Annotated in this window: 17 protein-coding genes; 5 read left to right on the forward strand and 12 right to left on the reverse strand. The window is 46.8% G+C overall.

The features are described 5' to 3' along the window. Positions 1-114: 114 nt before the first annotated feature. The gene (locus J7623_RS29035; protein ID WP_291927939.1) at positions 115-630 is read left to right on the forward strand and encodes a hypothetical protein; all 516 of its coding nucleotides are present in this window, start codon (positions 115-117) and stop codon (positions 628-630) included. A 103-nt stretch (positions 631-733) separates the two neighbouring features. Here the strand turns inward: J7623_RS29035 and J7623_RS29040 are convergent, their stop codons facing one another. Next, positions 734-1,603 (reverse strand): aldose 1-epimerase family protein, encoded by an 870-nt coding sequence (locus J7623_RS29040; RefSeq protein ID WP_291927942.1) that lies wholly within the window; start codon positions 1,601-1,603, stop codon positions 734-736. 106 nt (positions 1,604-1,709) lie between these two features. Between J7623_RS29040 and J7623_RS29045 the strand changes: the two genes are divergently transcribed. Next, on the forward strand, positions 1,710-2,426 hold the full coding sequence (locus tag J7623_RS29045; RefSeq protein ID WP_291927944.1) for a 3-ketoacyl-ACP reductase: 717 nt from the start codon (positions 1,710-1,712) through the stop codon (positions 2,424-2,426). A 125-nt stretch (positions 2,427-2,551) separates the two neighbouring features. Here J7623_RS29045 and J7623_RS29050 read toward each other — a convergent pair whose 3' ends face one another. Then, positions 2,552-3,325 carry a porin family protein gene (locus J7623_RS29050; protein ID WP_291927947.1) on the reverse strand — a complete coding sequence of 258 codons (774 nt, stop codon included), beginning with the start codon at positions 3,323-3,325 and terminating at the stop codon, positions 2,552-2,554. Positions 3,326-3,353: 28 nt separating this feature from the next. Further along, positions 3,354-4,175, reverse strand: a complete 822-nt coding sequence (locus tag J7623_RS29055) for an alpha/beta hydrolase (protein WP_291927949.1) — start codon at positions 4,173-4,175, stop codon at positions 3,354-3,356. Positions 4,176-4,260: 85 nt separating this feature from the next. Between J7623_RS29055 and J7623_RS29060 the strand changes: the two genes are divergently transcribed. Further along, positions 4,261-4,674: a hypothetical protein gene (locus tag J7623_RS29060; RefSeq protein ID WP_291927951.1), complete on the forward strand. Its 414-nt coding sequence runs from the start codon at positions 4,261-4,263 to the stop codon at positions 4,672-4,674. On the opposite strand, the gene xrtN is transcribed toward J7623_RS29060, so the two are convergent. The 9 genes from xrtN to J7623_RS29105 all read right to left on the reverse strand — a co-directional run bounded on the left by xrtN (position 4,664) and on the right by J7623_RS29105 (position 21,850). After that, a complete protein-coding gene (gene xrtN / locus J7623_RS29065; RefSeq protein ID WP_291927954.1) occupies positions 4,664-6,004 on the reverse strand; it encodes an exosortase N in 1,341 nt (446 codons plus the stop codon). The two genes, J7623_RS29060 and xrtN, sit on opposite strands and share 11 nt — an antisense overlap. Continuing rightward, positions 5,998-8,514, reverse strand: coding sequence for an XrtN system VIT domain-containing protein (locus J7623_RS29070; RefSeq protein WP_291927957.1), 2,517 nt, complete (start codon positions 8,512-8,514; stop codon positions 5,998-6,000). The genes xrtN and J7623_RS29070 overlap by 7 nt, the downstream gene beginning before the upstream one ends. 178 nt (positions 8,515-8,692) lie before the next feature. Continuing rightward, positions 8,693-11,122 (reverse strand): beta-L-arabinofuranosidase domain-containing protein, encoded by a 2,430-nt coding sequence (locus tag J7623_RS29075; RefSeq protein WP_291927960.1) that lies wholly within the window; start codon positions 11,120-11,122, stop codon positions 8,693-8,695. Between the two features lie 163 nt (positions 11,123-11,285). Then, positions 11,286-12,245 carry a hypothetical protein gene (locus tag J7623_RS29080; protein ID WP_291927963.1) on the reverse strand — a complete coding sequence of 320 codons (960 nt, stop codon included), beginning with the start codon at positions 12,243-12,245 and terminating at the stop codon, positions 11,286-11,288. Positions 12,246-12,256: 11 nt separating this feature from the next. Next, positions 12,257-12,928 (reverse strand): hypothetical protein, encoded by a 672-nt coding sequence (locus J7623_RS29085; protein WP_291927966.1) that lies wholly within the window; start codon positions 12,926-12,928, stop codon positions 12,257-12,259. Between the two features lie 20 nt (positions 12,929-12,948). After that, positions 12,949-14,517 (reverse strand): RagB/SusD family nutrient uptake outer membrane protein, encoded by a 1,569-nt coding sequence (locus tag J7623_RS29090; protein WP_291927968.1) that lies wholly within the window; start codon positions 14,515-14,517, stop codon positions 12,949-12,951. A 19-nt stretch (positions 14,518-14,536) separates the two neighbouring features. Then, a complete protein-coding gene (locus J7623_RS29095) occupies positions 14,537-17,725 on the reverse strand; it encodes a SusC/RagA family TonB-linked outer membrane protein (RefSeq protein WP_291927972.1) in 3,189 nt (1,062 codons plus the stop codon). Positions 17,726-17,978: 253 nt separating this feature from the next. After that, on the reverse strand, positions 17,979-19,700 hold the full coding sequence (locus tag J7623_RS29100) for a DUF885 family protein (protein ID WP_291927975.1): 1,722 nt from the start codon (positions 19,698-19,700) through the stop codon (positions 17,979-17,981). 11 nt (positions 19,701-19,711) lie between these two features. Then, positions 19,712-21,850 carry a S9 family peptidase gene (locus J7623_RS29105; protein WP_291927977.1) on the reverse strand — a complete coding sequence of 713 codons (2,139 nt, stop codon included), beginning with the start codon at positions 21,848-21,850 and terminating at the stop codon, positions 19,712-19,714. A gap of 193 nt (positions 21,851-22,043) precedes the next feature. Between J7623_RS29105 and J7623_RS29110 the strand changes: the two genes are divergently transcribed. After that, entirely contained in the window at positions 22,044-22,952 is a 909-nt protein-coding gene (locus J7623_RS29110; RefSeq protein ID WP_291927982.1) for an AraC family transcriptional regulator, read from the forward strand. 80 nt (positions 22,953-23,032) lie between these two features. Further along, a complete protein-coding gene (locus J7623_RS29115; RefSeq protein ID WP_291927985.1) occupies positions 23,033-24,481 on the forward strand; it encodes an amino acid permease in 1,449 nt (482 codons plus the stop codon). The last annotated feature ends 56 nt before the right edge of the window (positions 24,482-24,537 follow it).

Consider the following 24,537-nt stretch of genomic DNA (forward strand, 5'->3'; position numbering starts at 1 on the left):
GCTCTGGTCATCCGCTTTAATAGCTTTTTGCTTTCTGCTTTCAGCTTTCTGCTCCCCATTTGAGTTTAGTTTCTTACTTTTACAATCAACCATTCCTTTGAAAATTAGTTTCTTATGAAAAAAATCTTCCTGTCATTTGCAACCATGCTATTGGTGATCTGTATCAGCACGCAATCATCACAGGCACAATTGAAGCGTTTCAGCATCGGTCCTTTTGTAGAAGCAGGCTTCCCAACAGGCGACTTCAGCAACACTCATAACACCGGCTATGGTATTGGTTTGGGAGCTGACGTAAAACTGGTAGCAGGTTTAACTGCCGTAGGTTCCGTAAGCTACTTCCATTTTGGTGGTAAAAGCGGTACTACTAACGGTGTAGGCTATGACTACAAAGATTTAAATACCGTGCCTATTCGCCTGGGCTTACGTTATAAGCTGATTTCGCTGTTGTATGTAAAAGTAGAAGGTGGTACTGTACAGTATACCGGAAAGAATTACAATGGTGTAGGCGGACTGGTAGCACCAGGTTTGGGTATCCGTTTACTCGGTCTGGATGTGGAAGCCAAGTATGAAGCATGGTTCAAAGATGGTACCCGTGGCTTCTTTGGCCTGAAAGCCGGATATAACTTTTAGAGCATTTAGCTGTTAGCTGTTAGCTATTGGCTATTGGCTATTAGCAAATGCAGCGAAGATCAACATAACATCATCTTCACTGCATTTGCTAACAGCTAAAGGCTTAAAATATCGTCGCTGTCCAGGTTCTTTCAAAGCTGTTACCGGGCGCCAGCTGATTAATCCCCTCCTTCTCTTCCAAAGCGCCTGTAGCCGCCACATTATCGGCAATACCGCACCAGGGTTCAATACATACAAAGTCGCCGTCTTTTGCTGCCCAGATGCCCATGTACGGGAATCCTTCAAACTCCATGGTTAGGCCATGCGGTGTGGCTTTGCTTTTAATACTGATAGCCGTAGATGCCAGGTTTTTAAATACCAGTGCATCGTGGTAAAACAATGATTTCTTAAGGGCCAGTTCATGGGTATGTTCCAGCATGGGCACGGGGGCCATTTCTATTTGTCCGCCGGCAGACAGGGGCCATACACCAGTGGTTTCTTCTTTATTGAAATAGAGGTAGTAGTCGTTGTAGCCGGTACCTTCCACCAATGGGATTTTAAATGCCGGGTGGGCGCCTACAGAGAAAAGCAATGTTTTATTGTCTTTGTTAACTACGCGGTAGGTTACCTGTAGCTGATCGTCCTGCAGGAGGTATTCGATGATAAAATCGAAATGAAAAGGGTATACGGCAAGGGTAGCCGGATGATCTGTGAGATGGAGACTGACATGATCCGTTCCCTGCGTCATGATGCTGAACAGTTGTTCCCTGGCAAAGCCATGGCGACCGAGGGTATACGACTGACCATTATAGTGGTAGGTATTGTCTTTCAGTCCGCCTACAATAGGAAAAAGAACAGGACTTTTCTTGCCCCATACGGCAGGGTCTCCGCTCCATAAATATTCGAGTCCGTTGTCGTTGCGGATAATGCTTTGCAATTCTGCGCCCTGTGGATTTATTACCACAGTAAGTTTTTCATTGGAGATTGTGATCATTGTTGGGTACTGTTATATAGTGGATATAATGCGAAGATAATCTGTAAATGTAACAAAGGGTTGTACCTTTGCCAGGTATTTTTTGTCATTAAGAAATGAATGCATTATGGAATCTTTAAAAGGAAAGAAGGCCCTGATCACCGGTGGTGGTAAAGGCATTGGCCGTGCGCTGGCAGTGGCGCTGGCACAGGAAGGTGTAGATATCGCCCTGATGGGACGTAGTGCAGGTTCACTGGAAGAGGTGGCTGGAGAGCTCAAAGGCACGGGCGTAAAAGTGGCATATGCTACCGCAGACGTGAGCGATATGAACGCGGTAAATACCGCGGTTGCTCATCTCACAAAAGAAATAGGAGCAATAGATATCCTGATCAATAACGCCGGTATTGCAGCATTTGGCGGATTCCTGGAACTGGAGCCTGCCCAATGGGAACAAATCATCCAGGTAAACCTGATGGGCGTTTATTATGTTACCCGTGCAGTGTTGCCGGATATGATCAACAGGAAAACAGGTGATATCATCAATATTTCCTCTACTGCCGGACAACGGGGTGCACCATTAACCAGCGCCTATAGCGCTTCTAAGTTCGGACTGCTGGGGTTAACAGAGTCCCTGATGCTGGAAGTAAGGAAACACAATATCCGGGTAAGTGCGTTAACACCGAGTACTATTGCTACTGATATGGCGAAAGACCTGAAATTAACGGATGGCAACCCTGATAAGGTATTACAACCAGAAGACTTAGCTGAATTTGTAGTAGCGCAACTGAAGCTGAATAGAAGAGTGCTGGTGAAGTCAGCGGGGTTGTGGTCGACAAATCCGTAGAGCAGAAAGCTGAAAGCATAAAGCAAAAAGCTATTGTAGCGAATGATCAGAGCGAAGGATTAAATATCTATTCGCTCTGATCATTCGCTACAATAGCTTTTTGCTTTATGCTTTCAGCTTTCTGCTTACTTCTTAATGCGATAAGCATAACCGATAGATGCAGTAGCAGCACCGGTATTGTTTTTACCGTTAGCGGATCCTTTCTGGATGTTGAGGAAGCCATAGTTTCCACCGCCTTCAACAAATACCTGGTTACGTCCGAAGATATATGCCAGTCCAACGTTTCCACTTACACCAAAGTTGAAAGTATTCAGTTGATCTTTGATATCAACGGTTTGGTCGAAATTGCTGGAAGCACCCAACGGCGCTTTACCATTTTCATCCATGTAAAGTGGTTGATTACCGCCGCTCATCACTTGTTTGCCGCTTAACAAAAATCCGAAGAACGGACCTGCATCAACGTACAGGCGTAATGGAGATGTAGGCCCCAGGTTCCATCCAAATTTAGCGAGGATAGGCACCATCAGGTAGTTCAGTTTCGCCTGGCTTTTAAAATCAGCATATAGATATTTCGTTCCCGGAGGAAGTGATGTCGCATATGCCGCCGGAACAGGAAACGCTTGCATTCCGTCTTTTTTACCTCCCTGGGAAGAATAGCTGATCATCGCTTCCACAGAAAAGAGTTTGCTAAAATGGTATTCTCCGAAGATACCGAAATCGGGTCCCTGGCGTGATTTGTAACCTTTATTGAGGGGATTTTCTTCACTGCCGCCGCCAGTGAGATTTGGAATACTGATGCCTCCTCTGGCACCGAGATCAATTTGCTGCGCACTGGCTTTTGTTGCACAAAACAGGACAATAGCAGGCAACAGCCATTTCATAGAACGTTGGATTTTCATAATTGATAGAATTGTAACATCGAAATTACTAATTTCTAACATTACTCAGCCAACCAGCTATAAACAATAAAACATCACGGCTATCCGGTTCATTATGCATTTCGTGGTACATCCCATCCCATTCGCGGTAGGTAAGCAGTGTAGCAGGCGCTCTGCCGGCAAAAAGACGGGAACCTTCCACGGCAGTAAATTCATCGGCGTTGCCATGGATTAATAAGGCGGGCACTTTGAGTTCATCGGCGTGTAACAGGCACCAGGCCCCATTTTGAATCATATCATTCGCCAGGCGTAAGCTCAGTTTTTCGTGTCGCAATGGATCTGCCCTGAACTTTTCTACGGCCTGCTTATCATGTGAAATTTTATTGATGTCCAGTCCCTGGTTTATCCGAAGATCAGGTACTAATGTACTGGCTACCTTCAGTATACCTTTGAGGAATGCACCGGGGCGCATGCCTATAATCAATGCTGGTGCAGAAACTACGGCTGCCTGGATATCCGGATGCCGCTTCAGTAAGAAGCCGGTTAACACCCCTCCTCCCATACTATGGCCATACATTACAACCGGTTGTTGCCAGGTGTCTTTTACATATTGTAAAAACGCCTGCAGGTAGTCGAACATAAAGGCAAAGCCTTTGGAACCACCTTTAGGGCCATCGCTTTTACCGTGGCCGTAGTGATCGATGCCTACTACGGCAAAGCCTTCTTTCATAAAAAATCCGGCCACGTGGTCATAACGTCCCACATGCTCGCCAATTCCGTGTACGATGATCATGACACGGTGATGCTGTGGGGGGATCCACTCAATACCATGAAACCTGGTTTGCTGATAATTCCAGTAAAATTCATTCATCGCCGGAGTTTTGCTGGTACAAAACGAAGATAAAGAATATCTTTATCCCCTATTTCAACCAGGTAAAATTAACCGAACTACGCACATGAGCAAGCAAGCCACCACATCATCGGTATACAGTATTCCTTTGAGTTATCGTAAAATGGAAAACCTGCATATTGTTTTCTGGCTATTGAAAGATATCAGCTGGTGTATGATCTGGAAGCCTTTGGGCATTGCCATGATTTTTCCTACCCTCATTATTTCTATTGTGATTGCCTGGCGCACCCGCCAGTACATGTCGGAATTATGCCATAATGTGGCTATTACCGTCTGGATTACGGCCAATTCCTATTGGATGATCAGTGAGTTCTTTCACTTTGATACGCAGGTGATCATGGGTGAAATAACCTATAAGCACCTGGCCCTGATTCCTTTTGTAACGGGTATCTTAATACTGGCATTTTACTATTTGTATTATCAACCCCGTCATAAAGAAGAGTCAGAAATTACTGAATAAGCCGCGCCGCTAATAATTCGCGGACTTTTTGTTCCAGTAAAGCCGGTTTTTCTACGGTGATATTCACGAGGTAATAGTGGCTCCCGTTGCGGAGAGCATCCCATCGCCATGCCAGTTGGCTGCTGCTGCGACAGGTACTGCTTTCATACCACCAGGCCGTATACAGGCGATCATTGCCTTTTTGCAAAGTAGCGGTATACATTTTTACGCCCTGTATGGTCCGTTCCTGTGCATTGGAAAATTCGAAACCACTGCCCTTCCAGCAAATCATCGGCTGATGATCTGTAAAGTAAAAACCCCGGATAGGTTTTACGTATAACAATGCATCGGTAGTCGTTTGCTTAATGACGTGATCATCTTCATTGGTGCGCACATATCCGGGCAGGGTTTTCACCGACGAATCCATAGCATTGCCAGTCATCGCAGGATGCCATAGCCATACCTGGGCGGCAATAACGCCTACTAGTAACACACCCTGTAATACCGGCGCGTAGCGGCGGGGCGGCGGCGGAGAGGATACAACGACTGTTTTTCCATAACGTTGCAGTAACCACCTGGTACCTGGTATCATGGGTAGTACTACATACGCCAGCAACGACAAAATACCAACACCATCATGCGCCGGTGTACCCGGTGGCAGCGCAAATTGCACCAGCAAAATAATACGAAACAGGTTGGCGATGATGTTCAGTCCTGCAATCGTTAGCAGCACGCATATCCCCCATATCACGGGCAATGCTTTCTGGTAGCGGCGCTGATAAAAGGCGATCAGCATCACGCCACAAAGCAGCGATGTTAACATCATTTGCAACCCCATACAGGCCACATCTACTGTAAATGCCTGCTGCCCCAGTTGAATCATATTGCCGCTGGTGGTCACCGCCGGATTCACCGCTGCCAGTATATTCCCCGCAATACCGGTCAGCCACAGGCGTAGCGGAAAGCTAAATACATTCACTACATAGTCGATGACCGGGGTAATCAACAGGGCGGTGATAAAAGTGAGCCATTGTATACGGCCATAAAAATATTCTACCACAAAAAAAGCGGCGGACACTAATACCAGGTAACGTAATGTGAGCACCGGCATGCTATAGGAGAGCAACAAAAACAGCAACGCGGCCCAGCCACAGCGGGTACTTCCTTTTAATGCGGCATTTACCCGGAAGGTCATACCCATGGCCAATACCGACAATCCAAAAAAAGCGCTCCGCCACGCGAAATAAGTTTGTAATTCGTAGATGGCTACACAGCAATAGACTGCCAGCAACCAGGTTGCCGGCAGTTTTGCCCCTCTATTTGTACACCGTGTATACAATAACGTTAGCATGCCTTTCCTTTTTTGCGGAACAGCAGTTTTTCAAATCTGACATAGAAAAGTAAACTTACTGCCACTATAAACAAGGCCCATTCATGCGGTTCCGGCACGGCACCATGGCCATTCAGGGAAGCGTTCTTCAACGCATTGTTATCGTCTTTAATGCCAAACTGATCGTAGTCGGCCTGCGTTTCCAGTACAATCAAACTGGATAGCGGCGATACCACATAAGCTTCCTTTGCTACCTGCACCAGGAGACTATCTTTGCCGGCGTCCGCAGCAGCTACCCGCGGACCCAGCTCCTGTAAAATGTAGTTGTAGGCAAACAGGCGGGCCAGGTGATCCGGACCTTGTGTTGGGGTGCTGTCCGCGCTACGGGCAATGCGGATACCAGATGACGCCATGATCAACTGACTGCTGCTTTCTTCCGGTTTCAGGAAACTGTTTTTGCTGATTTGAGACAACAACTGCTCCAGGCTTCCCTTTTCGTAGATCAGTGACCGTGACTCCTTCAACGTGGCAAGGTAAGGTGATAAGGTTTGGCCTATATCGTATAGTCGTATCCGTTGTTTATTAAAACAGCTGCGCAGGCTATTCTGAAATGTAGTTTCTCCTAAATCGCTTAGCTGTGGCGAGGTTTGACCGGAAGCCGTGATTACCATGGCAGTAGCGGGCTGTGGAATCAGATGAAAAGGAAACAGGGAGAAGTTGAGTTCCAGCAGATCTTCGAATAAGTTTTTCTTATTCAGTGCGTTTACGGCTGTCCATCCTTTTTGGGGATGAAATACCCACACTGGTTTATCTTTCAGCTTTGAGATTATTTCCAGGTAGTCGTTGTAATGCCAGCTTTGATTAACATCGAGATAATAATTGGCAGGCGTAAAGAATTCATAGGCTGGTGTATACGGCAGCAGCGTATATCGTTGCCCGTTAAAATTAAAAGCGGCGTTGTCGATCGTTTCATTGGGAATTTTTAATTCCCAGTTGGGATGATAGTTACCCAGGTACGCCAGGCGGTTGTCATCGTGGAAGAACCCGGAAGGCGTGGCCATTTCTTTGGGCCATTGTTGCATGTTCAACGATACCTTATAGTCGGCATGCTCTGCGGACGGACCTTCAAACCAGGTGGGTTGGTAGAGCAACTGTCCATCCTGTACTTTCAAAGGCGCCGTGATACCAATTTTGAATTGCCGTTTACCATGCGGCGGCACAGGGAATACGCGCACCACTACCCGGTTACCTTCCTGCCAGTGAACAACAGAAGGATCCCGGTATTGGTGACCAACAATTTCCTTATAGGCGCTATCTGCTTTTTGTTTGGTGGTTAATATTCCTTTTTCTTCCCTGTTGTTGATCCAAAGCGATAATGAAGTCACGACGCCTCCTTCCGGCAGGTGGAAAGTATAAATGGCTTCTTCATTCCATAGCCGCCAGTCTTCCTCACCTTCATTGTTGACAACAATTGTATTCTCGGTATAAGCCAGGTGGTAATGTGGCCAGAGGTCCGCGCGGGTGTTCACATTAGTGGTCGCTAAATGTCGCCCGCCCCAAAGACGTTCTTCTGCAAAGTGGCGTTTATCATACGCCACGCTGAGGATTTTTACTCTATCTTCTTCCGGGATAGAGGTGCGACCAAAGATAAAAGCCGACAGGACGAACAATGGGTCGTGTTTTACTTCGCTGTCATACTCGCGCTGCGATGGCATATCGAAAAAACCAAATGCATCCATTTCCGGGGCCCTGTAAGTAATGCCGGTTCTTAAGATCATCTCTGTAACCGGTCCAAACATGGGCTCCTGTGCAACTCTTATCCAGCCGGGCATATCCGTTGTACCGGGTGTGGTTTGACCATAAATACGATCCATGGCATTTACTTTCGTCGCATACAAAAAAGCATAGGCAGCGATTATCATTACTGCCAACCCCATAGCACACAGGTAGATAAAGCGGTAACGATATATGGGCCATACCAGCTTGCGTACCATCCTGGTATGGAACCAGATCACGAATATGGGAGAAAAGGTAACCAGGGATATACCTATGGCGATCAATCCAATGATGCTGATGATATACATATTCAGCAGGTAACACGCCAAATACACCGGCGCCAGGAAAGTAAAACCCAGCAAAGCACACTGCAAACACTTCACCCATTCCGGGGACTCTTCAAACCAGGAGAATGCCAGGATGTTGGCGCCCATGAGCACCAAAATAATGGCAAACCAGGGAGTAGTAGCATCGAATACGGCCATGGAAGTGTTGACTGTATAAGCGTCTACCAGTAGTAATAATACAAATATGGCTACCAGCTTTCGCCGGTGTGGATTGCGTTTTAGGTGACCACTTAACCAGATGACAAAAAAATAAAGTAATAACATGAAATGTGTCAGCACAAAGCCGGTTTCTCTAATGCTGCGAGGCCCCATGTAAACGGCGAACGTTAGCACAATCAATGCAAGACATAGGCATGCCAGGCCGAATACAAAAATGCCCGGCAGGCGTTTGGAAATTCCAGTTTCCATAAATAGGTTTTGAATACAATGTAAAGTTATAAAATAAAAAGCACTTTGCAATACAAAGTATTATTTAAATATTCTTCACTTGTAAAGTTTGGCGGACACGGAAAAGCGCAAAGAAGGTCATTTTCTTTGCGCTTTTCCGTGTGCAGGCCGGCGATAGCTTATGATATGGACAACAGCATTACTCCACTATCCACTCATGTATGCCACTGGCATTTTCTACCGGTTGTTGCACTTCGAGTTTCAGTGCAGTGGTGGTGACTGGTTCAAAAGATACCAGGTTGTATTTATCTTTCTCCGTGGGATACGGGGTGGTATTCTTTACCGGCACCCAATTGTCGCCTTGCCGGTAATATATTTTCCAGGCGGCAGGAACGCGGCAACCACCAAAAGGACCATCATCATACCAGTATACTTTAGCGGCATGCACCGTGTAGCTGCTGTCAAAGTCATACTGCACCCATTCTTTACTGCCTTTTGCAGGCCACCAGTGCAGGTAAAGTGCACTGTTATCTTTGGAGTCTTTGGGTTCATATTGGTCATTCAGTGCCAGGTACATCCGTTTATTTTTGATAGAAGCGCTGACCTTACTTTTAGAAGCAATGGTGGGTGCCGGCTTAGGCTTGGCCACGGAGGCTTCAAACGGTATCCAGACGGTCATTTCAGATGGTCCGCGGTTAGCCCAGGCATAATACGGTATAGCCGTTACCGTTTGATGGCTGGTGAGCAGGGAATCTGAATGCAGTTGCCTGCTGGCGGCAGTACCTTGCATTTGCAGTGTCATTACGCCATTGAGCAGGTCAGGTTGGAAAACAGTACGCACGGCGGCCTGTTTATCCACTACAATATTTTGCACAGTGGCCTCTTTATTATCGGGACCTTCGAGGCAAAACATCATAGGGCCGCGTTCCAGGGCAAAGCGGTATTGATCATCTTTTACGGGAGCAGCGGCCATTACTTTTTTCACCGGCATAGGAAAGTCTACCGTGATTTTGTCGTTCGCCTTCCAGGTACGTGTTATCACGGCATATCCCTTATCCATGGTATATGTAACCGGCGCTCCATTCAACAGCACGGGAATATTCACAGTGGCGCTGTCGTCTTCAAAATACAGGTTGCCCGGTACAGGACGATTTTGCGCCCATCCGGGGATACGTATCCTGAGGCTGAAAGTCATTGGTTTAGCCGGACGGATGGTAATGTCATCCTTACCGTTCCAGGGATACATGGTTTGCTGTACAATATTCACTTTACCTGCTTTCAACTGTATAGTAGCTGAATCGCCTACAAACAGGTTTACGTATACATCATTGTCTTTTTGTGCATACACATATCCAGGCATTGAAGGCAGGAAGCGGGTCATGTTGGAGATACAACATGCACAACCAAACCAGGCACTCCGCTGATGTTGTCCCATAGAAGCCAGTGGGTTGGGATAGAAAAAACGGTCGCCGCTTAACGACACCCCGGATAGTAATCCGTTATACAGCGTACGTTCCAGTACATCTATATATTTGGCGTCGCCATGGAGCAAAAACATCCGGTTGTTCCAATACACATTGGCAATAGCAGCACAGGTTTCGGCGTAGGCCGACATATTAGGCAGTTCATACGCTGCTCCAAATGCTTCTCCTGCACCGGTAGCGCCAATACCTCCGGTAATATATAATTTACGGTTTACCACATCTTCCCAAATATCATCAATGGCTTTCAGGTATTGACGATCACCCGTCAATGCCGCCACATCTGCCATACCTGTATACATGTAGGTGGCACGCACGGCATGTCCTACTGCTTCGTGCTGATCAGTCACTTTCTTATAAGCCTGGTTATATTCGCTGCTATACTCCGATCCGGGCCCGCGTACATCCAGAAAAAATTTAGCCAGGTCCAGGTAAGCTTTGTTTCCGGTTACACGGTACAAGCGGGTCAGACCTGTTTCCACGATCTGGTGACCGGGATACTTTTCTTCCTTCCCCCAGCCAAACACACGTACCAGCAGGTCTGCATTTTTGATGGCAATATTGAGCAATGTTTTCTTACCTGTAGCCTGGTAATGCGCTACCGCAGCTTCAAAGAGATGACCGGCATTATATAGTTCATGGCTGAGATCTTCTTCTTTCTCCCAACGCCTGCTCCCCATCCATTCGTGAGGTTTGGCTGCTTTCACGGTACGGAAGGTATAGAGATAGCCATCCTGCTCCTGGGCATCCCCGATAATAGCAATGAGGGTGTCCAGGTATTTCTCCAAACCGGGATTGGGCTGCATTTGCAGCCCGTAGGAAGCACCCTCTATTATTTTATAGAGGTCGGTGTCATCAAAGGTATATTCCGTTAATTTATCTCCCGGCAGCTTACCAGCAGCCCGAAGGAAGTTATCTATTCTGCCCGTCTTCCTGCATTGATCCAATGTATATGGTATGGTTACGCTGGCATTGGTTTTAATTTTCGGCGCCCAGAAAAGATCGTTTACCCTGACCTGCGTAAATGCTACAGGCTTTATAGGATAATCCTGCTTTAATTGTGCTTTCAGGGTGCTATTGGTGAACAATAGTCCGGCAGCCGCCACTGTTATCTTTCCAAAAAATGAAGTCATACCTGTTGTATTCATACGCATCTAATATAATAACTTATAATTGTCTTTATTACAATTATCAAAACTGCCGTCATTCTGCACGAGCAACGGGTTTTCACTCATTTCACCTCCCGCAATATATAACATCATTTAAAGCTGCACTCCCGGCGCAGGCCGAACGCGGTATGCGTTCCGCCTGTTACAACTTAGTTACATTGGGCAACCTCACGGTTACTTCATAAGTACCTTCAAATAATATCTGGAATCCAAAGCGGGGATTGGCCGCCCAGCCTTTGATGGGTCCTCCGTCCATTTTTATAAACCGGGCAGGAATACGATAATAGATCAGGTAGTTCACATACCCGGGAATTAGCTTAGCCGGGTATGGCGCAATAGCGAAATCGGTGATCAGCGCAGTATCGGTTACCACCACGGGGTTAAACCTCGCATAAGAAGCAAAAGATGGGCGGTCGCCCCGCACAATCACCTCTCCATTCCGCGGGTTAAAAAGCTTTCCATTTTTATCCACGATCTTCAACGATACCTTGGTGCCCTGTGCAGAAATGCGCTTTAACTCCATAGTACCTTTAGCCTCGCCGGGAAAAGTATTCGTAACAGAGTCGTAACCAGGAATGACGGGGACCTCCGTCATGCGGATATATTCCGGATCCTGGATATGCAGACGTGCCAGATTTTTGTATATCCTGCTCCCATTTACGTTGGTCGCTTTCACATCAAACTCGTATACCCCATTCGGTAAATTGGTGGCAGGAGCCTTAAATAAAAATCCACCGTTCACCGGGTTAAACTCAAAAGGTAATTCCTGCGAGCTATCCTGTTTGGCACGCAACAACGCAATAGTAGTATCCTTATCGGGATCGAAAGACATTTTATCTTTAAATGTCCATACCGGGTATTTGGTACTGAAAGCGGCGGGTAGCTTACCACCCTCTACCGGGCGCATATCCAATAATTCAAAATGTACAGGCGGTGTGGAACCATCAAATAAAATACCCGGGTAGCGGGCTGTGATCCCTTTAGGAATATAAATTTCCGGGCTTTTATAACGCATGCCTTCACTCAAAAAACCATTCTCTACTTTGGTACAGGCTATGATGAGTACAGTAAAGGCGAGGGCGGTGAACAAAATATATTTCATAGCTGCTTATTTTAGTTTTCTCTATAAATATAAAATCCAAGATTAGCGTTGGCTTCCAACACATGCACCATACCGGTGGCCGTACGTACCTCCGATGTTTGCACATAGGCATAGAAGTCCGGCGCTTTATTCTGTACGCCATCGGGCACGTCTTCATCTGCCTGACCAAAAATGCGACGTAGCAATATCCGGTTAGTAGTAGACCGGATACCACTTACATCTATATAGTATTTTTCGAGATTCAGGTAATAGCTGCCTTCTCCGCTCTTATTCTGAAAAAGTTTCTTTGTATAACCCAGCGCCTTCTTGTCTATTACCCCGGCGAAGATGTGCCTGCGCAGGTAAAATTTAATGCTGTCGGTAACCAGGCTATCTAATGTAAACTTGATGTTTTCGTTATTATACTTTCTTTGCAGTGCTTTTGTTTGTTGCGCCAGGAAACTGTTAACACCGAAAGTGGTAGGAGAAAAAAAAGTGATATCGCCGTTTATCTCTTCTTTCATCCCGGCTTTGTCTATCAGGAGTACCACCGTGTCCAGGACCTTACTTTCCTTCAGGAAATCGTAGGTAGACATCTTCCTGATCCTTTCCAGGTTAGTACCTCCGTCATCTACCAGGTATTTATCTTTCTTACATCCGGTAATAAGAAGTATTAGCAGGATGCATGCTTGTAATATTTTCATGAAGATTATTTTTAGAGATCTTAAATTTTACCAGCCCAGTATTTGTTTTGCACCAGCATCCGGTTGTTATTGAACAGCGCAGGATCCAGCGGCATCAGGTATCCTTCCTGGTTATACCTGGCAGGTGTAAGCCAGGGAACAAACGTGCGTTTCATACGCACATCATCGAAATACAACTGTCCTTCCATAAACAATTCACACGCGCGTTCCGTCATAATTTCGTCCAGCATACGATTGTAGGAAAGCGGTGCATCGCTGACAAAAGCGGCGGAGTCTTGCTGCGGGCGGTTACGGGAACGGCGGAAGCTGCGCAGCTGTGAATAGGCATCGCCCAATTGTCCATTGTATACTGCTATCTCCATACGGGTTAACAGCAAATCTGCATAGCGGATTAACGGCACATTGTTGTCGAGATAAGGATCCGCCTGCTGATTAGGATTGTTGTAAACGACATTGCTGAATTTTACAAAGATGGGACTGGCACCATCTGCATCATATAAAAAAACTCTTCTTCGTATATCTGTATTCGTTACAGTATCTTCTTCCTCCGGCCCGGTTTGAATAACGCGTGGAAACAGGTTGTTCACATAACTGTTGCCTAACAATAAATTGCTGCGGGTTACTTTGGCCAGCACGGGTATGCGAAGAAATTTTTCAGGCATCAAATTACTGGACCCTTCGTTATTGATAAAGCGGGTATATAATTCAAAGAGGCTTTCACGGCTGTTGCCTGTAAATATCTTTGCATATTGCAGGCTGTCTACTTTTTCGCCGGCAGCAGCCACTCCATATAAACCACTGCTTACTACCTGTTCTACCAGTGCGGCAGCTTTATTAACATCTGCAAGGTCCGGTGTACCTTCAAAGGCCGGTTGTTTGATCACACAGGCACGCCACATATACACCTGTGCCTGTAGCGCCATGGCAGCTGCTTTGTTGGGTACTACGCCTCTATTGGATTCTACGTCATATGCCATATCGAGACAATTAATAGCGGAGTCCAGGTCATTTAATATTTGCTGCGCCACTACTTTTTTATCGGTACGGGCCAATGGTGTATTGGCAATAGGATTGGGATCCGGCGTAGTAATGAGGGGTACATCACCGAAGGTACGCAGCAGCTGAAAATATACATAGGAGCGGATAAACAGGGTTTGTCCTGCTATATTTTTTCGTCCTTTTTCCGGATCATCCAGGAAAGTATTATCAGGTACCAACGGTAGTTTTTCCAGTATCAGGTTAGTTTGCAGGATCGTGCTGTAAAACCTTGACCAGTTACGGAATACGCCCAGGTAATTCATCTCAAATTTCCCCACCTGTATGTTCCAGTCGGCTCCGTAAAAATAAGGGGCATCCTGGATAACAATATACTGATCTCCCAGGGTAAGATCGCCGAGGTTATGCAGGTAATCCTGATCCAGCAAATTGGCCCGCAGCGAAGCATAGGCGCCTGCCAGCGCTTTTCTCATATCGGTTTCTGACTTCCAGAATTTCTCTTCGTAGGTGGTATCTTTCGGCGCCTGGTTGAGCATCTTTTTGCATCCGGATAAACAGGTTCCTATGAAGAGAATAAAAAGCAATCGTTTCATAAAATGTGTTTAGCTGTTTTTAAAATCCTACGTCAATACCCAGGGTGTACTTATGCGGACTAGGGTATCCTACTCCATTATATTCTCCGTAGGGATTCACATTTTCCGCATCCGGCAATCTTTTCGATGCCTGGAAAATATAGACATTGTCCATTAGCCCGTAGAAGCGAAGCCTGCTCAAATGCAGTGGCTTCAGTGCTTTTTCTTTCAATGTATATCCGAAGGATACATTTTTAATGCGGAAGTAATCTCCCTTCTCCAGGAAAAAGGTTTGATCGGCCCGATAATAGTAGCGGTAAGTGCCGATATCCATGCGGGCATATTGTGCCTTGTCGCCGGGCTTTCTCCAGATATTCATCCCGGAAAGATCTGATACCGCATATTTCGAGAACTCATTACCTGACTGGTCCCAGCCGTAACGGCCGTAGGTATCAGATTCATAGAGGTTCAGCACATCTCTTTTAAAGGTGAAGGTGCAGAGGAAACCAAAAGTGAAATTCTTCCAGTAGAAATTTTGTGTAATACCACCGGTTAAAAAGGGATTAGGATTGCCATAAGGAATCTTGTCGCCGGTAATACCACCGTTGAAAGCATCTATGATGCCATCACCATCCAGGTCTGCGAAAATAAACTCGCCTGCGCGGAAGGGGTTATTGGCGGAGGGATCATTAACGGCGCCCACCTGGAATTTTTTGCCGGTATATCTATCGGTAGGAATATCTGCATCGGTAGCGTATACACCTAATGTTTTCAGCAAATAGAAGGTATTCACTGCCTGGCCACGGGAGAGGATATGGGTGGTATTGAACAGGTTGCCAAAAGTAATATCCCTGTTGTCGTTTGGCAGGCTTACCACCATATTTTTGTTCATGCTCACATTCCATAGTATTTCCCAGCGAAGCGCGCTTTTTGCCGGCAATACATTACGAACCTGGAAATTAATATCTACGCCTGCGTTACGCAGTTGTGCACCGTTTGTTTTAGCTGTAGCTATACCGGTGGTGCTTTGCAGGTCCATATTGATCAAACCGGCTTTGCTGTTTTTCACATATACATCAGCGCTGAAATAATACTTACCGTTCATCAATTCTGCTTCTATCCCACCATTCCAGCTGGTTGTTTTTTCCCAGCTGATATCCTTCTGCGCCACGCCACCGGAGCCGAATTGCGGAGTGATGGTTACCGTTCCATTGTAAGTAGTAGGATTCAGGTTACTACCATTATACCAGGCACCGCCCACGTTGTACAAACTATATTGCAGGTAGTAGTCGCCAGGTAAATTTCCCAGCACTCCATAGCTACCGCGGAGTTTAAGCATAGACAACCAGTTGGAGTAGCGCCGCATAAAGGGTTCATTGCTGATGATCCACCCTGCCGAGATAGCGGGGAAATATCCCCATTTATTATTGGGACCAAAACTGGAGGCGGCATCACCACGCAGGGATGCGGAAAGCAGGTAGGTGCTTTTATAATCGTAGTTAACGCGTGAAAACAGTGAAAGGATACCGAAGGCAGAATAGGAAGAGCTACCGGTCAGATATGGCCCCTGCGGGAAACCATTGACCACCTGTATCTGGTCGCTGGCGCCACGGTCACCACGTGCATAGGTATTCTGATAGGTACTGTATTGTACTTCCTGTCCTACAATGGCATTAATCGTATGTTCTTTCTGTTTGCCAAATACGGCGTTCCAGTTCAGGTCGTTGGAGGTGGTATAACTTTGTTGCAGGCCACTGTTGGATGCAGCACTGTTGCCCAGGTCTGCATTCAGTTCTCCGGGTACGGATATATCACGGCGGCTCATCACCATGGCTACAGAGTTACGGGAGCGGAACGACAGTTGCCTGGATAAACGCAATTGGAAGGAAATATCTCCATTTACCTGGTTATCGGTATTAATATCCATATTGCTGGAGTATCTGCCGAGTACTCTTTGCAGGCTATTCTCATCGGGTGCAAAGAGGGAGGATGGCATGCTCTGGCCAAGTGCACCGAACAGGTCGGTGCTGCTACCGGAGCCGCGCCCGCGCTCCATACGCGCCAGCCGGATATTGGGGATAACCTCCAGCGCACCATTTTTAGTACGTATAGAAGATGAATAATTGAGTGTATACCGTTTAAACCCGGAAGCTTTCACGATCCCGTCTTCCATATAAAAACCAGCGGATAAGCGGTAAGTATTATACTCCGATCCCCCGTATACGTTAAGATCAGCGTTGCGGATCATACCATTCCGGTAAAACAAACGTTGCCAGTCGGTGGCTTTGTTTAAGTCAGGATTCAGGCTATCGGTCATGATCAGGTTCTTGTGGACTAAGCGGTCCAGGTTACCTTCGAAGGCATCGTCATACAGGCGGATTTTTTCCCGGCGTTCAGCGGCGCCTACCAATACGGTACGGAGTTTAGGGATCTCCGTTAGTCCGGCGTAGGCGGAAAGGCTGAAGCGGGGAGCTCCTGTTTTGGCGCGTTTGGTTTTGATAATGATCACACCATTGGCGCCACGGGAGCCGTATACTGCTGCTGCGGCGGCGTCCTTCAATACGTCTACCGATTCTATTTCATTGGGATTCAGTCCTGCAATACTATTGGTACCGGTGCCGATGTTGGGCCCTATCATATCATCATTAAACTGTGGCACATCGTCAATAACATACAATGGCTTGTTTAATATCTTGTACTGATTATCCTGGTAGGAGGTACTGATGGCCGTATTTCCTCTTACAGAAATGGTGGGTGCAGCACCGGGTTCGCCTGTAAAGTTCTGCACATTTACGCCCGACATGCGGCCCTGCAGCAACTGTTCGAAACTGCCGGCAGGAATGTTTTCAATGTCTTTCCCCCGGATGCTGGAAACGGCGGCCGTGGCTTTTCTACGACTAACGGTCTGGTAACCGATAACCACCACATCTTCCAGTGCGCCATTTTTCTGTGTCAGCACGATGTTTAAATGTGTGCGGCCTTTCAGCTTTTGTTCCTGCTTGAGATAGCCAATAAAACTGATTTCCAGTGTGGCGTCAGGCAGGGCAGTAATCACGAATGTTCCTTTTTCATCTGTGACTACTCCCTGGGAATTTCCTTTGATTTTAACGGAGGCTCCGGGCAATGGCCCGTTTCTTTCATCTGTGATGGTGCCCGTCACTCTTACGTTTTGGGCAACAGATGGTAAGACCGCCCACAGGGCGATAAAAGCCATGACAATTACTCGCATGGGATAATGATTTAAGCGATGTTAAAAATTCTGGTTGATCTACATTGTTACAGGTTTACACAATACGTTAAACAACGCAATGGACGCGAATTGGCTGATTTTTAATTGTTAATTTGACAATTATTACAACAAAACTATTTGAAAAGAGTGGATATTACTTCCCGGAAATTAACTGATAGATTGCTGATTTTAACTGAATGGAAAGTCTGGGGCAATAAAAAGCCGGTGCTGGAAAGCACCGGCGTATTCTCCGTTATAGCTTGTAAAAACGCCAATTGGTGGCAAAATCTTTCGGTATCGGTTTATTAAGCAGAATGGCCCTGAGCATTTCAACAGGCATCATGTTCTCTCTTAATACGGCATCGTGGTATTGTTTGAATGTCATTTTCCCGCTGTCTACCAGCTCTTTTTTCAGCGCTTCGAACTGCAGGCCACCGATCATATAGGCGATCTGGTATAAGGGGCTATAACCGCCGGCAAAAGAGCGTCTTACTTCTCCTTCTGCATTGGCCCGTTCATGGCCAACCCGGTCTACCAGGAAGTCGATACATTGTTGCGGTGTCCATTTGCCGGTATGATAATTAATAGAGAAGATAATTCTTGCGCAGCGATGTTTACGCCAGAACAGCATACCTATTTTATCTTCCGGTGTTTTGGCAAAGCCCTGATCCCACAGCAGCCGTTCCCAATAGAGGGCCCAGCCCTCAATCCAGAAAGGCGTTTCAAAATGGCGGTATGTTTTGTAGCGGTTCTGCATAAATTCCTGTAAAGCATGACCGGCCAGGAGTTCATGGTGTACTGTGGCACGGGAGAAATGCGGGTTATTACCGCGCATACTCATCATTTTATCTTCCTGGCTCATACTGCTAACGGGGTAGGATACACTAAATTCTTCCCCGCCGGTAAAGAATGGGTTGACGAGTTGCCGTTCCGGCGTCATCATGATCATGCGCCAGGTTTCATCAGCAAGTGGTGGCAGCGTAATCAGGTTGTGCTCGCGGAGGAAGCCAACAGATTCCTCATACAACTTCATCATGGCGGCGGGCTGGTCTGCCGGCGGCACGTAGCTGTTTTTAACTTTTTCCAGTGCCGCCCGCCAATCGGTGCCCAATCCCATTTCGCGGGTGGCCTTCTCCATTTCCGCATCACACCAGGCAAATTCTTTGTTGGCGATCGCCAGTAATTCTTCCGGCGTATAAGGAATCATTTCTTCCTGCAGGCCCCGCACCAGTGCAGCGCGGCCAATAGGATGCCCTGCAATGCCGCTGCCATCGTCCGGTAGTTGTACCTTCTTCGTTTCCTGCCTGGCGAAAGCGGCACTGTAGTTTTTCAGGAGACTATCCAGTTGTTTATAAGGCGCGGGAATCCACCAGGAAAAAAGTGGGTCGTAGCCATTATAGAAAGTAAATACGCTGTTCAGCGCACTCCGCAGGTCTTTCACGGTAGCCATACCACAGCGCGTTTGTGCAAAAGAGAGGCTACTGTCCGTTGCCAGTTGCTGTTGTTGCCTGGCAACTTCTTTCGCTATTTCGCTGAGTTGTGCAGCCAGGGCGGGGGCATCCGGTTTGTCACCGCGACGGCGGTGCTGTTCGGCCTCATAAATTTTTTCGGCAAACGGAAACCAGCGCTTCACAGAGCTATACGTTTGCTGCGCCTCCTGCAGTTCTTCCGCAGCCGATTGCAGACGGCGTTTGAACAACGTATAGTCCACCTGCGCACCAACATTCAGGCGGTCATAATTCAACTGTTGTAACCGTTGCTGATAGCTCTTTATCAGCGTATTAAAGCGGGCAAAGTGCTCTGGTGAATTTTCTATAAAATAGAAGCGGTGAAGACTACCGGCATCTGCTTCATATTGCACCATAATATTATTGACCTCACTGGTTTGTGCATAGAGGTCATTGTCGGTTGATTGTGCGGATACGCTGGCATAGTGCAGTAGTATCCCGGTAAGCAGGGGGAATATTTTTTTCACGGGAACAGGTTTTATTCGTTAATATTTCTATCCGGTGGTGTTGCCTTCAGCAGGTGCTGCACAAAAAAATCGCGGCGCTTTATACGGCCATAAGGGCCGCCATCACTATGTCCCATCCCGGGTACCGGTAAAAACTCAAAGGTTTTTCCTTTTTTGATGAGTGCGTCAATCACCCGGTAAGTAGATTCCGGCGGCACATTGGTATCCGCTTCTCCTACTATGAGTAGCAGGTTTCCCTGTAGCTTACCGGCATTGGTGATGTTGGATTGTTCTTCATAATGTTTGTCTAACGGGTATCCCATCCATTGTTCATTCCACCATTGTTTATCTACCCGGTTATCATGACAGCCACAGGAGGCCACTGCAGCTTTATAAAACTCCGGATGAAAGAGGAGTCCGCCGAGGGCATTTTGTCCACCTGCAGAAGTGCCGTATAGCCCTACCCTGCTGGTATCCACGAAGGAGTACTGGCGGGCCAGGGCTTTGATCCATAGCATACGATCCGGGAAGCCGGCGTCCACCAGGTTTTTCCAGCATACATCATGAAATGCTTTAGAGCGGTTGGCAGTGCCCATACCATCTATTTGCACCACAATAAAGCCCAGATCCGCGAGCGCCTGCATATCAGAATAATAGCTCATAAAGCTTTTGGGTACATAGGCATCCTGCGGACCTGCATAAATATTTTCTACTACCGGGTATTGCTTGTTGGGATCCATGTTGGAAGGGCGGCACATGATGCCCCAGATATCTGTTTTGCCATCGCGCCCCTTTGCTGCAAATGGTACCGGGAAAGGTACGCCGGTGGCCTGCCACGCGCTGACATCTGCTTTTTCCAACGTGGTAATCAGTTTTCCGTCGCCGGTACGGCGCAACTCATTTACCGGAGGCACATTTACCTGCGAATATTTATCTATATAAAATTTTTTATCGGGAGAAAAGAAAACGAGGTGATTACCGGTGGCCGGAGTAAGATCCAGCAGCTTACTGCCATCGAAGCGGATACGATAATAGTGGATGAAATAAGGATCTTCTCCATTGTTTCTGCCACTGCCACGGAACCATATTTCTCTTTTCACAGCATCTACGCTATCGATGTCCCGCACAACCCAATCACCTTTGGTCACTTCATTTTTTATTTCGCCGGTGAGCGTATTTACCAAGTAGAGATGCTGCCAGCCGTCTTTTTCAGAGGTCCATAGCAGTTCGTTGGTTTCGGGAAGATAGTGTGTATATATCCGTGACTCATAAATAAAGGTGGTTGTTTTTTCCTCCAATACCGTACGGGTGTTACCGTTAGTAGCGTCCACTTCTATAATGCGGAAGCGCTGATGGCCGCGGTCTGGTTTCTCGTAAAGAAAATAACGGTTATCGGCATGGCGCCAGTGTAACACCGGGGTATCAAAGAAATCGATGATAGGCGTATTGACTTTGATGGTGGTTTTGGCGACCGGGTTAAACACGTACATTTCGTAGGTGGTAAACGGGTCTCCTGGCTGCTTGTACGGTTGTGAGCGGAGTTGTCCGCGGGAGGTACCCGGCACACTTGTTAACACATAATATACAGCGGAATCTTCTACGGGGTGAATACGATAGCCTACCAGGTGTTTGCTGTCGGGCGCCCAGGCGAGGGCGCCATAATAGTCTTTCGCTGTATCGCCATCATGTGTAAAAGGTGTCAGGCTGCCATCTTTCAGCGACCTTATATATACATTCCCCTGGATGCTGGTGGCAACCCACTGCTTGTCGGGCGAAATACTGTCGGTGGCGAAGCTTTCCCAGCGACTGGGTTCCCGGTGCTGGAAAGGTCGGGGGCCGGTTGTTTTTCCTGATAAATTTGCAATTTTTGCAGTATCCGTTATTACCTCTTTTTTCCCGGTCAGGGCATTCACAAGATAATAAGTTTTTGTGCTGTCTTTGTTATCGGCCCTATACCAAAATGCGTTACCATCCGGTAACCAGTTGGCATCTACGTTATGCCGGAACACCGTTCTACGGGTAATGGTATCCAGTCGCTGCATATTACGATAGCGCTGCAATATTTCCGCATGTGCAGGTAGGTAGGGAGTTGGCTGGCTTTGTTGCGCAGTAAGCATTACCGGTGCAAGACCTGGTAGTGCCAGAAAGAAAAGGAATTTCAGGTACCTCATATGTGATGCGGATCTGCTGTAAATAAATGTATTATAGACAATTATAAAAAACAGGTGCTGGTCTGTTTTTTTTTAAAAGTACTACGCACAAATCGGAGTTTTTAAACGATTTTTAATAACTTGTTCTCATATCTTCACCTAATTTCGGCGATAAATCCCTGAAAGGTGTTAAAAAAAGAATAATGTAAAGTACATGAAAGTATTACAGTTTACAATACCTGTAGCGCACGACAAAACCATTATCACACAAAAAGATTCGCTGCCGGCTTTCTATCCGCACCTGCACCGGCATGAAGAAATCCAGCTCACCTGGATACAGCATGGCCATGGAACGTTAATAGTAGAGAACAATATGCATGCATTCTGGTCAAATGAAATTTACTGGATAGGCAGTAATCAGCCCCATGTATTAAAGAGCGAGGAATTGCCGTTTGGAAGTAAGAACAAGAAGAATGTGCAGGCATTGACATTATTTTTTAACCCGGAGGGTAAACTGTCGCCGTTATTTGAATTACCGGAATTTAAGAAGATCAGGACGTTTGTAGAGCAGTCGCGCAACGGGTTTAAAGTTCCGGAAGCGCATATACTGGATATTTCCAGCCGTATGCTGAAGATTCACCAGTCGCAGGGCATTGCGCAGTTCCTGGCATTTGTGGAGCTGATGAATTTCTTTCTGACCATCAAAGGGCTGGAGCCATTGATTACGGGGTCCCGCTTATCGGCGGTGAATGAGCAGGAAGGTATCCGCATCGGGTATATCTATAATTATATTATGCAGCACTATGATACTGAAATAAAGCTGGAAGATATTGCCCGCGAGGCGCATATGACGCCACAGGCATTTTGCCGTTATTTCAAAAAACATACCCGCTTAACGTTCGTATCTTTCTTAAACGAGGTACGCATCAATGAAGCCTGCAAAAAGCTGGCGGGTGGCTCATTCGACAGCATCGCCACGGTTGCTTACAATTGTGGCTTCAATAGTATCGCCAACTTCAACCGGGTATTTAAAAGTATTACCGGGAAATCACCCCGTAGTTATTTGCGGGAATATGAACAATTGGATCATACTCCGGACGGAGCAACTACAAAATCTGCATAGTATTGGTCAATAAGCGAATAGAATTGCCAGCAAAGTAACAGTAGATTTAAGGTGATATCAACCAAACTACTATCGTTACTATGTCAGACATTCCTTCGTTCAAGCCGTCTATCAAGCTGCTGGATGCCACGATGATCGTGGCGGGCAGTATGATAGGCTCCGGAATTTTTATTGTTAGTGCCGACATTACCCGTCACACCGGCAGTGCCGGCTGGTTGCTGCTGGTATGGGCTATCACCGGCTTTATGACACTCACCGCAGCATTAAGCTATGGTGAACTGAGCAGCATGTTTCCCCGTGCCGGCGGACAATATGTATACCTGAAAGAGGCATATAACCCTATGACGGCATTCTTATATGGCTGGAGCTTTTTCACCGTTATACAAACGGCCACCATAGCCGCCGTAGGTGTAGCCTTTGCCAAATTCACCGCTTATCTGCTACCGGTATTCAGTGAAGAACATATATTAATGGACCTGGGATTTATCCAGGTAAGTGCTGCACAGTTACTTTCCATTATGGTGATTGTGCTGCTAACCTATATGAATACACGGGGTATTGAAGGAGGCAAAACGATTCAAACTACTTTTACGCTAACGAAGCTGGTAAGCCTGGCAGCATTAATCATTTGCGGATTGGTGGCATTAAAGCCGGCTGTATGGGCGGCCAACTGGGAGCATGCCTGGCACCTGCATCCGCTGATTGCCGGCGCCAGTGGTCCCTCCTATTCCCTTATGGCGGCATTGGGCGCTATCGCAGCAGCCATGGTAGGATCTGTATTCAGCAGTGACTCCTGGCATAATGTGGCTTTCGTAGCCGGTGAAATAAAAAATCCGCGACGTAACATCGGGTTGAGTCTTTTCCTGGGAACAGCCATTGTGACCTTGATTTACCTGCTCACCAATATCACCTATCTCGCGGTATTACCATTACCAGATATTGCCCAGGCGCCGAAAGACCGGGTAGCAGTGTCCGTATCACAGGCTGTACTCGGAAATGCCGGCACCGTTGTTATCGCTGCCATGATTATGATATCCACCTTTGGGTGCAACAACGGACTGATACTGGCGGGAGCGCGGGTGTATCATACGATGGCGAACGACGGTGTATTTTTCAAAAAAGCAGGCACGTTAAATAAGGCGGCCGTACCGGCATTTGCATTGTGGATTCAATGTGTGCTGGCCTGTGTGTGGTGTTTAAGCGGCAGGTATGGCGACTTACTCGATATGATTTCTTTTGTAGTAGTGGCATTCTACATGCTAACGATTGCCGGAATTTTTGTGCTTCGCCGGCAACGTCCGGACGCAGACCGACCGTATAAAGCGGTTGGATATCCTGTATTGCCTGTGTTGTATATTTTGATGGGGCTGGCTTTTTGTAGTTTATTATTTATTTATAAACCACGGTTTACCTGGCCGGGAATGATTATTACGCTGGCAGGTATCCCGGTGTATTACCTGGCTAACAGGCGGCAACAGCATCAGGGGACACGGGTCTCCCCTCCAAAAGAAAAAGTACCTTCCAACTAATCTACCTACGTTTTTCAAGGGGCTGATAAATCAGCCCCTTTTTTATTTTGCCCGCC

The organism is Chitinophaga sp. (genome assembly GCF_017745275.1).
Classification (GTDB): domain Bacteria; phylum Bacteroidota; class Bacteroidia; order Chitinophagales; family Chitinophagaceae; genus Chitinophaga.